General features: G+C 71.2%; 11 protein-coding genes. 6 read left to right on the plus strand and 5 right to left on the minus strand.

The annotated features are described in order from the left end of the window. Positions 1-11 precede the first annotated feature (11 nt). The 4 genes from ACZ7IB_RS19180 to ACZ7IB_RS19195 form a co-directional block, all read right to left on the minus strand. The gene (locus ACZ7IB_RS19180) at positions 12-1,175 is read right to left on the minus strand and encodes a glycosyltransferase (protein ID WP_470913795.1); all 1,164 of its coding nucleotides are present in this window, start codon (positions 1,173-1,175) and stop codon (positions 12-14) included. Continuing rightward, on the minus strand, positions 1,172-2,323 hold the full coding sequence (locus tag ACZ7IB_RS19185) for a glycosyltransferase family 4 protein (RefSeq protein ID WP_470913798.1): 1,152 nt from the start codon (positions 2,321-2,323) through the stop codon (positions 1,172-1,174). Before ACZ7IB_RS19185 ends, ACZ7IB_RS19180 begins: the two co-directional genes overlap by 4 nt. Before the next feature lie 154 nt (positions 2,324-2,477). Continuing rightward, complete coding sequence (locus tag ACZ7IB_RS19190) at positions 2,478-3,896, minus strand: serine/threonine-protein kinase (protein ID WP_470913802.1); 1,419 nt, start codon at positions 3,894-3,896, stop codon at positions 2,478-2,480. A 219-nt stretch (positions 3,897-4,115) separates the two neighbouring features. Beyond that, entirely contained in the window at positions 4,116-4,508 is a 393-nt protein-coding gene (locus tag ACZ7IB_RS19195; protein ID WP_470913804.1) for an ankyrin repeat domain-containing protein, read from the minus strand. 315 nt (positions 4,509-4,823) lie between these two features. Between ACZ7IB_RS19195 and ACZ7IB_RS19200 the strand changes: the two genes are divergently transcribed. Further along, a complete protein-coding gene (locus tag ACZ7IB_RS19200) occupies positions 4,824-5,018 on the plus strand; it encodes a hypothetical protein (RefSeq protein ID WP_037696696.1) in 195 nt (64 codons plus the stop codon). A 37-nt stretch (positions 5,019-5,055) separates the two neighbouring features. Next, positions 5,056-6,666 (plus strand): hypothetical protein, encoded by a 1,611-nt coding sequence (locus ACZ7IB_RS19205; RefSeq protein ID WP_470913806.1) that lies wholly within the window; start codon positions 5,056-5,058, stop codon positions 6,664-6,666. A 23-nt stretch (positions 6,667-6,689) separates the two neighbouring features. Here the strand turns inward: ACZ7IB_RS19205 and ACZ7IB_RS19210 are convergent, their stop codons facing one another. Then, positions 6,690-8,189, minus strand: coding sequence for an SCO1417 family PLP biosynthesis transcription factor (locus ACZ7IB_RS19210; protein ID WP_470913808.1), 1,500 nt, complete (start codon positions 8,187-8,189; stop codon positions 6,690-6,692). A 102-nt stretch (positions 8,190-8,291) separates the two neighbouring features. Here ACZ7IB_RS19210 and yczE point away from each other — a divergent pair, with 102 nt between their 5' ends. From yczE to ACZ7IB_RS19230, 4 genes are all read left to right on the plus strand, one after another. Next, a complete protein-coding gene (gene yczE, locus ACZ7IB_RS19215) occupies positions 8,292-9,017 on the plus strand; it encodes a membrane protein YczE (protein WP_470913811.1) in 726 nt (241 codons plus the stop codon). Then, complete coding sequence (locus tag ACZ7IB_RS19220; RefSeq protein WP_470913813.1) at positions 9,014-9,778, plus strand: glycerophosphodiester phosphodiesterase; 765 nt, start codon at positions 9,014-9,016, stop codon at positions 9,776-9,778. Before yczE ends, ACZ7IB_RS19220 begins: the two co-directional genes overlap by 4 nt. Positions 9,779-9,824: 46 nt before the next feature. Beyond that, complete coding sequence (locus ACZ7IB_RS19225) at positions 9,825-11,198, plus strand: MFS transporter (RefSeq protein WP_470913815.1); 1,374 nt, start codon at positions 9,825-9,827, stop codon at positions 11,196-11,198. Between the two features lie 274 nt (positions 11,199-11,472). Next, positions 11,473-11,847 (plus strand): RNA polymerase-binding protein RbpA, encoded by a 375-nt coding sequence (locus ACZ7IB_RS19230; protein ID WP_007262928.1) that lies wholly within the window; start codon positions 11,473-11,475, stop codon positions 11,845-11,847. The last annotated feature ends 109 nt before the right edge of the window (positions 11,848-11,956 follow it).

Raw genomic sequence — 11,956 nt, forward strand, 5'->3', positions numbered from 1 at the left:
CGACGCCCCCTTCATGTCCGTACCCCCGGAATCCCTCCCCGGTCCGGCACATCGTGCGCGGCCAGGAACGCGGCCACCGAGCGGTCCCAGCCGAAGAGCTCGGCCCGTCGCCTCGCCTCGGCGCGACGCCCGTCCTGCGGGCGCCCGAGCAGCTCCCGTACCGCGGCGGCGAACGCCTCACCCGTGTCCGCGGCGGCCACTCCGGCATCGCCGATCACCTCCGGCAGCGCGGAACTCGCGCTGGCCACCACCGGGGTGCCGCAGGCCAGTGCCTCCAGGGCCGACAGGCCGAACGTCTCGGCGGGTCCGGGCGCCAGGCAGATGTCGGCCGCCGCCTGCAGATCCGCCAGAGTCTCCCGGTCCCGCACATGGCCCAGGAATTCGACCGGCAGCCGCTGCGCCCGGGCTCCGCCCTCCAGGCCGGCACGCAGTGGCCCGTCTCCCGCGACGACCAGCGCCGCGCGCACCCCCCGACGCCGCAGTTCGGCAATCGTCTCCAGGGCCCGGCCGGGGCGTTTCTCGACCGAGAGCCGCGAGCACAGCAGAAGCAGCACGTCCCGGCCGTGCAGGTGCCGGGCGCGCAGCACCGTACTGCGCCGGTGGGGGCGGCAGCGCCGCAGGTCAACGCCGAGCGGGGCGCGCACCACATTGCGGGCGCCGATGCGCAGGAACTCGCGCTCCGCCCATTGCGTGGTGCACACGATCCGCGTGTACGCGTGGGCGCTGCGCGCGTTGAGGCGGTCGGCCGTGCGCCCGGCCGCGCCGGCCGGGACGCCCCAGGTGCGCAGCACCCCGTCGGCCGTCTCGTGGGAGACCATCACGGCGGGCACCCTGGCACGGCGCGCCCACTCCCCCGTCCATCGCAGCGTGGTCCGGTCGGAGACCTCAAGACGGTCGGGCCGCAGCGTTTCCAGGAGGTGGCGGAGGCTGCGCCGGCCTGCCAGTACGCGGTAGCCTCCGCTGCCCGGCAGGACCGGCCCGGGGAGCGTGATCACCCTCCCCTGCTCCGTACGCTCGTCGTTCCGTGTGTCGCCTGGCACGATGAGCACCGGCTCGTGCCCGGCCGCGAGATAGCCGCGGCCGAGTTCGTCAAGGGCGGTGCGCAGTCCGCCCGACGACGGGGTGATGAAGTTCGCCAGCCGGACGATGACCGTCCGCCGTTCGCGGCCGGTCATGCCGCCACCGCCGTCCGGCCGCGCAGCACCTCGTCGTAGTGGTCCAGGAGTTGATCACCCACGGCCTGCCACGTCCGTCCCTCGACCGTGGCCCGGCCGGTGGCGCCGTAGGCCGCCGCGAGCGCGGGGTCCGCGGCGAGTACGCCGACTGCCGCCGCCACGGCACCGGTGTCGAGCGGCGGAATCAGCAGCCCGGTCCGCCCGTGGTCGACGAGGTCGAGCGGTCCGCCCGCCGCCGGGGCGATCACGGGTACTCCGGAGGCCATGGCCTCCTGCACCGTCTGGCAGAACGTCTCGTACGGTCCTGTGTGTACGAACATGTCCAGCGAGGCGAAGAACCGGGCGAGGTCGTCCCCGGTTCCGCGGCCGAGGAAGACCGCGCCGGGCAGGGCGGTCCGCAGCGATGCATCACTGGGTCCGTCCCCGACGACCACGACCCGGACCCCGGGTATCGCGCAGGCACCGGCGAGGAGTTCGACGTGTTTCTCCGGGGCGAGCCGTCCGACGTACCCGACGATCCGCTCCCCGCCGGGGGCGAGCCGGCGGCGCAGTGCCTCATCCCGCAGTCCGGGCCGAAACCGTGCAGTGTCGACGCCGCGTGGCCACAGCCGTACCCGGGGCACGCCGTGTTCGGTGAGGTCGCGGACGGCGGCGGTGGACGGGGCGAGCGTGCGGTCGGCGGCGCTGTGCACGGCGCGCATCCGGCGCCAGGCGGTGTTCTCGCCGGTGCCGAGATACGTGCGTGCGTAGCCGGCCAGGTCGGTCTGGTAGACGGCCACGGTCGGCAGCCCGAGCCTGGTCGCGGCTGCCATGCCCCGTGCGCCGAGCACGAACGGTCCTGCCAGATGGACAAGTTCCGCGCGGTGCGCGGTGAGGGCAGCCGTCAGCCGCCGACTCGGAAGTGCCACGCGGACCTGGGGATAGCCGGGCAGGGGAAGTGAGGGGACCCGCACCACGGGGCACGGTGCGTCGGCTTCGAAGGCGTCGGAGAGCTCCGAACGGGATGTGGTCGTCGCGCCGGCCGTGGCAGGGGCGACGACGAGCGGTTCGTGGCCGCGGCCGGCGAGATGCCGGGCGGTCTGCAGGGTGCAGTGGGCCACGCCGTTGATATCGGGCGGGAAGGACTCGGTGACGATGACGACACGCATACCCGTGTTGTCGCCACGCCTGACGTGTCCGGGCCGACGTGGATCTTTCCGCCCGGGGAACGTCCCATGAGCGTTTGAGCCGAGCGCGCCCCCGACGCGCTACTCGCCCGTTCGCGCCGCGCGCCCCCGACGCGCGCCGCTGTGCGTAGTCCGGTCAGACCGCCGGGGTGTCGGGCCCGATCCTGCTGCGTACCGCTGTCTGCACCTCGGCCTCCTCGGCCGGGTCCGCGGCAAGTCGGCGCAGTCGCTCGGCGACCCTGATGTCGCCGGTCTCGGCGTGGAGTGCGGCGACCTCGCGGGTGGTCTCCTCGCAGTCCCACAGGCATTCGACGGCGAATCCGGTGGCGAAGGAGGGGTCGGTCGCGGCCAGTGCGCGGGCCGCTCGGCCGCGCAGGTGCGAGGAGGACGTCTCCCGGTAGACATGGCGCAGTACGGGGGCAGCACAGACGATGCCCAGCCTGCCCGTGCCGTCGACGAGGGTCCACAGGCGTGGTGCGTCCGGGCCTTCGCCCCGCACGGCCTCGCGGAGTGCTCCGAGGACCAGCGAGGCGTCCTGGGCGCCGCCCCGGCAGGCGAGCACACCGGCCGCGGAGGCGCCGAGCGCGTCGGGCCGTCGGGCCCAGCGCCTGGCGCGCTCCACCGCCGCGTCGCCGCACATCCGCTCGAAGGCGGCGACGGCCGCGTCGGCGACGGTGCGCGAGGCGCCGACCGCGGCGATCTCGATCAGGTCGAGCACGGCAGGATCCCTGGCCTCGGCCAGAAAGTGCAGGGCGGCGCAGCGTGCGCCTTCCGGGCCGCTGCGGGCGGACTCGATGATTGTGGACCGGTCCTCGGGTCCGGCGACGGCGGTGAGGCAGCGGGCGGCCGGGACATGGAGGACGCTGCCGCGTTCGAGTCCCTGCTGGGCCCAGTCGAGGACGGCCTGGACGCTCCAGCCGGGGCGGGGGCCGCCGGGCCGCATCTGCCGCTGCCAGCGGTCGAAGGAGCCCTGTTCGGAGGCGGCCCTGACCCTGGCGCCGACCTCTTCGCGCGGGTCGTCCGCCCAGAGCCGCCAGGGGCGGGGTTCGAAGGCGTCCCGTACGGCGGAGGCCAGCTCGGCGGCTCCCTCCTCGGTGGCCGGGAACCGGCCGAGCACGGGTACGGCGAGGGCTCGGAGCCCCGCGTCGTCGTCACGCAGGGCGAGCTCGTCGAGGGCCCAGGCCCAGTTGGCTCCGGTCGCGGCGTACCGCCGCAGCAGGGCCAGGGCGTCATCCCGTCCGTACGAGGCGAGGTGGCCGAGCACGGCGAGGGCCAGCCCGGTGCGTGAGTCGTCGGTGTCGAGGTGGTCGTCGGGATCGCACAGATGGCGCTCGATCTCTTCGATACCGCCGTCGAGGTCGAGATACAGGCGTGCGTAGTAGAGCGAGCGGTTCTCCACCTGCCAGTCGTGACGCGGATCGCTCAGGACGCAGTGGTTGAGAGCCGCCAGGGCCTCGGGGCGTGGTGCGGCGAGCGCGTGGAGCGTGCCGTCGCCACGGCCCCTCTGCAGCAGGCCGAGCAGGGTGCCGCTCGGCGCTATGAACGGATCAAACATGAAAAAAGCCTCACATCAAGCTGTCGACGCAACCGGGACTGTGCAGTTCCAAGTGCCGGGTGGGGCACTACGCCGCGCAGCAACATGATCGGCCGACCGCCGTCTTCTGCTTGGTGTAGACCATCTTCCTCTGCCTCTCGTCGGTGGCCCAAACGGGGCCCGCGACGTCATGATGACCCAGTCATTTCGCCACCGCGACCACATTTACGGCGTACCCGGTCAGCGGGAGCCGAAGAGTTCCAGCAGGTCGGCCTTACCGAACATGCGTGCAGTGTCCAGCGCGGAGGGCGTTCCGGCCGCCGGGTCGGCCCCTGCGGCGAGCAGCGCCTCGATCACCGCGTCCTCGCCCTTGAAGACGGCTCCGGCGAGCGGTGTCTGTCCGCGGTCGTTGGCCCGGTCCGGGTCGGCGCCACGGCCGACGAGGGCGGCGACCGCGGCGGCGTGCCCGTGATAGGCGGCAAGCATCAGCAGCGAATCGCCCCGGTCGTTGGTGAGGTTCGCGGGAACACCCGCGTCGACATAGGCCGCGAGTGCTTCGGTCTCGCCGCGGCGGGCCAGGTCGAAGACCTTCGTCGCCAGCTCGACCACCTCGGGATCGGGGGTTTCGCTCATCGGACGGACCGCCTTCCATCAACCGTCTTCACACTGTCGACCTGCTGGGGCGTACGGCGCCGGGGACCGTACGAGTGAATCGACAGGGTACTGCTCGACCGCGCACATGACCCGGCCCGCCCATGGCAAAAGATCACGTCCGGTGACGGCGGAACAGCGCGCGACATCGAAGTTTCCGTCCCACCGACACTCCCACATGGGCCAAGCAGGTGAAAATGCAGACTTTTCACCCAAATACAGCTTTTATCGTATAGATACTTCCGGTGAACCTGGAAGGACTCATGGTGACTGTCCCCCTAACCAGGAGAACCTCTCATGATCCTGTCCATGTCAGGCGTAGTCATCCTCGGCATCATCGTCTTCCTGTTCTTCAGGAAGGACGGCCTCAAGGCATCGCACGCCGTCGTCACTGCCATGTTCGGCTTCTATCTGGCGGGCACCGCCATCGCACCGAGCATCACCGCGGGCGGCGCGAGTCTCGCCGGCCTCTTGGGCGGGATCAAGTTCTGACCCTCCGCGACCACTCCCACCCCGTCAGGAGACCGACGTGGCCCGGCGACCACTCCCCCGCATTCTGAGCACCGGCAGCGCCTCGATCACTCGCAGTCGCGAGTTCGCGCGCACGGCCGCCGACAACGCCACCGACGTCCTCCATCCGCTGATCATGATCACTCGTGGTCTGCGACTGCTGGCCGGAGCCGGACGGCAGAAGTGGGCCGCGACGCCCAAGGACAAGCGTGGTCCGACGCTGTTCTCCGTCGCGGCCTGCGTATTCGTGGTCGCGCTCCTCCCATACGGGTCCGTGCTCGCCCTGGTCACGGTGATGGGCGCAGCCGCATGGAAGGGCCGGGAGCGGACTCCGGCGAAGACCGGCCCCGACGACGCGCAGACCGGGCGGTTGCGGTCCCTGTACGAGGCACTCGTGCCGTACTTCTCCGTGGCCGACGACCCAAGTCCGCTGTTCGCCCACGGCGGCGACTGGGACAAGGTCTTCAGCGGCTACGAGTTCGACGGCAACGGGCGCCTGACACGTGTCCAGGTGACGTATCCCGCTTACTTCACCGACAGCGAAGCCGCCTCCCGGATCCGGATCGAGCAGCTGCTGCACGCAAAGTCGGGCCGTGGCCGCGAGTACCACTTCGCCTGGGACGAGGAGGGAAACCGGCTCGTCATGAGCGTGCTCGACGCCCTGCCCACCTCGATCGGGGCCCAGCGCTTCGTCACCGCCCCCGGCGAGACCGTACTGGGTTTCACCGACGGCGACGCGGTGCAGCGCACCGTTCCGGTGAACGACGGCGACGAGACCCGCGACGCACCCCCGGTCGTCTGGCGGACCGGCGCCCGCTCCACCGAGCCGCACCTGCTGGTCGTCGGACAGCCCGGCAGCGGCACCACCACGCTGATGCGCTCCATCGCCCTGCAGGCGCTCCAGCACGGCGACATCCTGATCATCGAAGGAAGCGGAACCGGCGAGTACGCCTGCATGACCGGGCGCGACGGCGTACTAGCCGTGGAGTGCGGTCTGGCGGGCGCACTGGCGACCCTGGAGTGGGCGGCCCACGAGACGGAACGACGGCTGATCGCGGCGAACCGGGCCCGGCAGTCCGGCCACCCCGCCCCCGACGACATCAAGCGCCCGCTCTGGATCCTGCTGGACCGGCCCAGCGTCCTCGGCCACCTGGCTGCCGCCGACGGCAAGCCCGACCCCCAGGAGCTGCTCCAGGTGCCGCTGCGGCACGGCAGGGCGGCCAACGTCACCGTCGTCATGGCCGATCAGTTCGACAGCCTGGACACCCTCGGCGAGACCGTACGGACCCACACCAGGGCCCGGGCCGTGCTCGGCCATTGTTCCCGCGACCAGGTCGAGTCGGTGCTCGGCACGGAGCCGCACACGACGCCGACACCGGACGTCCCGCCCGGCCGGGGGTACGCGCGGCTCGGCACCGGTCCCGTACTGCGGCTTCAGGTCCCGGCCACGCCCGATCCGTACGACGAGGCGACCAGCGAGGCGCAGCGGCAGGCGGTCCTCGGTCTGCTCCCCGGGCTGCAGGCGCCGGCCGAGGAGACCGCACCGGTCGGGGCGAGCGTCCCGGACCCGGCGATGCCGCGCACCGTGACCACGGCCGTGGCCGTCGAGGGCATGGCGGTCGGCGACTGAACGGACGGACGGCACAGGGCTGCTCAGGCGACGAACGTCCGCGGCGCCTCCACCCCCGCGCCCGCCCCCGAACCCACCAGCTGCGCCGCCGCCGCGAGCCGTACCGCCGCCTCGTCCGCGACGGGCCCGGCGACCGTGAACGGCAGCCGTACGTACCCCTCGAAGGCGCCGTCGACACCGAACCGGGGGCCGGAGGGCACACGTACACCGACCCGCTCCCCCGCCACAGCAAGCCGGGAGCCGGAGAGGCCGCCGGTACGCACCCAGAGAGTCAGACCACCGCGCGGAACCGAGAACTCCCAGTCCGGCAGCTCCCGGCGGACCGCGGCGACGAGCGAGTCCCGGTTCTCCCGCGCCTGTTCGCGCCGGACCTGAACGGCCTGCTCCCAGCCGCCGGTACGCATCAGCCAGTTGACGGCGAGCTGCTCAAGGACCGGCGTCCCCATGTCGGCGTAGGCGCGGGCGGCCACCAGGCTGCGGATCACGTCCGGGGCGGCGCGCACCCAGCCGATCCGCATGCCGGCCCAGAATGCCTTGCTCGCCGATCCGACGGTGAGCACGGTGGAACCCGCCGGATCGAAGGCGCAGACCCGGCGCGGCATCTGCACATCGGCGTCGAGATACAGCTCGTTCATGGTCTCGTCGACGACCAGGACCGTACCGGCGGAGCGGGCGGCCTCCACCAGCTCACGTCGCCGGTCCTCGTCGGCCAGCGCACCGGTGGGGTTGTGGAAGTCGGCGACGACGTAGGCGAGCCGCGGCGCCGCGTCCCGCAGCACCTGCCGCCACCGGTTCATGTCCCAGCCACCGAGCCCCTCCTCCATCGCCACCGGCACCAGCCGGGCACCCGCCTCCCGCATCAGCTGCAGGATGTTGGCGTAGCTCGGGGACTCCACCGCGATCCGTTCACCGCGGCCCGCGAAGAGGTGGCAGATCGCGTCGATCGCGCCCATCGCCCCGGTGGTGACCATGATCTGTTCGGGCATGGTCGGGATGCCGCGCTCGGTGTAGCGGTCGGCGATCATCTGCCGCAGTGCGGGCAGACCGGCCGGGTAGTCGCCGTGGGTGTGGGCGTACGGTGCCAGCTCCTCCAGGGCGCCCTGGACCGCCCGGGTCAGCCACGGTTCGGGGGCGGGCAGCGAGGCGCAGCCCAGGTCGATCATCGAACCGAGCGACTCCGGGGGAAGCGGTTCCAGACCGCGTGCGGGCAGCGGATTGCCCGCGGGCACGGCGGTCCAGCTGCCGGCACCCCGGCGGGACTCCAGGAACCCTTCGGTCCGCAGAGCCTCGTACGCGGCGGCGACGGTGGTGCGGCTGACGGACAGGGCGAGCGCCAGTTCACGCTCGGCGGGGAGCCGGGCGGCCACCGGCACCCGGCCTTCGAGGACGAGCAGACGGACTCCGTCGGCCAGCGCACGATAGGCGGGCGGCCTGCGGGCACCCGGTCCGGCGGGCCGGGGCTGTTGGGCCTGGAGCTGCCGGGCAAGCTGTGCCGCACCGACTGCCGAAGTCCACTGAGCCATGAAAATCAGTCCACCTTCCTCGGATTGGCCATAGTTGGCGGCCAATCCCCTGCCACAGAGTGACATGCGGCAGTCCACTACCACCACTCCAGGGGGCACTTCTTGTCCATCACTCCTGTCCCTCGCGGGACGCACCTCACTCGAAGGCTGATTCAGCTGTACGTCGGCCTTGCGCTGTACGGGGCGAGCTCGGCGCTCCTGGTCCGCGCCGGTCTCGGCCTCGAACCCTGGGGGGTGCTGCACCAGGGACTCGCCGAGCGCACCGGACTGTCCATCGGGATCGTCTCGATCATCGTCGGCGCCGCCGTTCTGCTGCTGTGGATACCGATCAGGCAGCGTCCCGGCCTCGGCACCGTCTCCAATGTCTTCGCCATCGGCATCGCCATGGACGGCACGCTGGCCCTCGTGCCCGATGTGCACGGCCTCGCCGCGCAGATCGCCGTGATGGTCGCCGGTGTCGTGGCCAACGGTGTCGCGACGGGGCTGTACATCGCGGCGCAGTTCGGCCCTGGACCGCGCGACGGGCTCATGACCGGTCTGCATCTGCGTACCGGCCGCTCCATCCGGCTCGTGCGCACTCTGATCGAGGTGGCGGTCGTGGTGACCGGCTCCGTGCTCGGCGGCTCGCTCGGCGCGGGCACGGTGCTCTACGCCCTGGCCATCGGCCCGATTGCCCAGTTCTTCCTGCGCTTCTTCGCAATCGGCGGGAAGCCGGCAGCGGCGGCCGCCGCCGGGTCCGATGACGAGGCGGCCGTCGCATCCGAGTCGGACAGCGTCGACACCACCGTCACCGCCCGGACAACGGAACAGGCCATACTGCCGCAGTGACCTCCGTACGCCACCCCTATCTGGACCATCCCGCGACAATCCCCTTCGCCCATCGAGGCGGTGCCGCGGACGGGATCGAGAACACCACGGCCGCGTTCCGCCGGGCCGCCGATGCCGGGTACCGCTACTTCGAGACCGATGTGCACACCACGGCGGACGGCCGCCTGGTGGCCTTCCACGACGCCACTCTGGACCGGGTGACCGACGCCCGGGGCCGGATAGCCGAGCTGGCATGGAGCGAGGTGCGGCAGGCCAGAGTGGCGGGCCGGGAGCCGCTGCCGCTGTTCGAGGAGCTGCTGGAGACGTTCCCCGAAGCCCGCTGGAACGTCGACATCAAGGCCGAGTCCGCCCTGGTCCCGCTGGTCGATCTGATCCGCCGGGCGGATGCCTGGGACCGGGTGTGCGTCGGCTCGTTCTCGGAGACCCGGGTCGCCAGGGCCCACCGTCTTGCCGGGCCCCGGCTCGCCACCTCCTACGGCGTCCGCGGCGTGCTGGGCCTGCGGCTGCGCTCGTACGGAATTCCGGCGGCGCTGCGGGCCGGCGCGGTGTGCGCGCAGGTACCGGAGAGCCAGAACGGCGTCCGGGTGGTCGACCGGCGCTTCGTACGCGAGGCACACGCACGCGGACTTCAGGTGCACGTCTGGACGGTGAACGAACCCGAGCGGATGGCAGCGCTCCTCGATCTCGGTGTGGATGGCATCATGACCGACCACATCGAGACGCTGCGTACGGTGCTGAGCGAGCGGGGGGCCTGGGCCTGACGCCGGCCGTGCGAGGTCTCCACGGGGAGAGACGAGGGGGTGCGCCTTGAGCGCCGAGACCGCGGACACCGCTGAGCCGACTGGACTCACGACGGGTTCCGCCGACGCCGCGAGCCGCAGGCGTGAACAGCGCGGCTGGTATTTCTACGACTTCGCCTGCTCCGTCTACTCGACGAGCGTCCTGACGGTATTCCTCGGCCCCTATCTGACGTCGGTCGCCAAGGCGGCCGCCGACGCCGACGGTTTCGTGCACCCGCTCGGCATACCGGTGCGCGCAGGTTCGCTGTTCGCCTACGCGGTCTCCGTGTCCGTCGTGGTCGCGGTGATCGTCATGCCGGTCGTGGGCGCCGCCGCGGACCGTACGGGGCGGAAGAAGCCGCTGCTGGCGGCCGCCGCCTATGTGGGGGCCGCCGCGACCACCGGCATGTTCTTCCTGGACGGCCACCGCTATCTGCTGGGCGCGTTCCTGCTGATCGTGGCGAACGCTTCGATCTCGGTGTCGATGGTGCTCTACAACGCCTATCTGCCTCAGATCGCCGGACCGGAAGAGCGGGACGCGGTCTCGTCGCGCGGCTGGGCGTTCGGATACACCTCGGGTGCGCTCGTCCTCATCCTGAATCTGGTCCTGTACACGGGCCACGACTCCTTCGGCCTCTCCGAGTCCGACGCGGTGCGGATCTGTCTCGCATCGGCGGGCGTCTGGTGGGGCGCCTTCACCGTCGTACCACTGCGACGGCTGCGCGACCGGCGGGTGACGCCGGGCGGCGAGGGGGCGGTCGGCTCGGGGTGGCGGCAGCTGATGGCCACCCTGCGCGACATGCGCCGCCATCCTCTGACGCTCTCCTTCCTGCTGGCGTACCTCGTCTACAACGACGGCGTGCAGACGGTGATCTCCCAGGCCTCGGTGTACGGCTCCGAGGAACTGGGCCTCGACCAGACGACGCTGATCACGGCCGTGCTGCTGGTGCAGGTGCTCGCGGTGGCCGGAGCGCTGGGGATGGGCCGACTGGCGCAGGTGTACGGCGCGAAGCGCACGATCCTGGGCTCGCTCGTCGTCTGGACGCTGATTCTCGTCGCGGGCTATTTCCTGCCCGCCGACGCGCCGGTCTTCTTCTATCTGCTGGCCTCGGCGATCGGTCTGGTGCTCGGCGGCAGCCAGGCGCTGTCGCGCTCGCTCTTCTCCCATCTGGTGCCGCACGGCAAGGAGGCCGAGTACTTCTCCGCGTACGAGATGAGCGACCGCGGACTGAGCTGGCTGGGGCCGTTGGTGTTCGGTCTCGCGTATCAGCTGACCGGGAGCTATCGGGATGCGATCATCTCGTTGGTGATCTTCTTCGTGGTCGGTTCCGTACTGCTCGCGAGGGTGCCGATCCGACAGGCCGTGGCGGCTGCGGGGAATCCCGTTCCGGAACGGATTTAGACGTTGAAGTGAAAGGCCGGTAGTGTACGCCTTTGGCCTGCCCGGAGGACCGTTACTGCGAGTGGAAGAAGCCAAACCGTTGGGTGACAACTTCTGCCAGATGTGACAAACCGGGCATTGGCGGGTACTTGGACCCTGGGAAACCTGATAAAGCAGCGGCACGACGGGCGACGCATGACCGGCAACGGGAATCTTTACCGCCGACCGGACGTTGACCGGATGACGACGACAGCGACACCTGTCCTGTGGGCGACAAGCCCGGGAGGCACGATTCATGAGTGAGCGAGCTCTCCGCGGCACGCGACTCGTGGTTACCAGCTACGAGACGGACCGCGGCATCGATCTGGCCCCGCGCCAGGCGGTGGAGTACGCATGCCAGAACGGACATCGATTTGAGATGCCGTTCTCGGTAGAGGCGGAAATTCCGCCGGAGTGGGAGTGCAAGGCGTGTGGCGCCATGGCACTCCTGGTGGACGGGGATGGCCCCGAGGAGAAGAAGGGCAAGCCTGCGCGTACGCACTGGGACATGCTCATGGAGCGGCGCACACGCGAGGAGCTGGAGGAGGTGCTGGCCGAGAGGCTGGCGGTTCTGCGCTCCGGAGCCATGAACATCGCCGTGCATCCGCGGGACAGCAGGAAGTCTGCCTGACCGCGTAACACCGCAATACGACAGAGCCGGGGGGGGGGGGGGGGGGGGGGGGGGGGGGGGGGGGGGGGAGAGGGGGGGGGGGGGGGGGGGGGGGGGGGGGGGGGGGACG

The sequence above is a fragment of the Streptomyces sp. NPDC037301 genome (assembly GCF_055602785.1).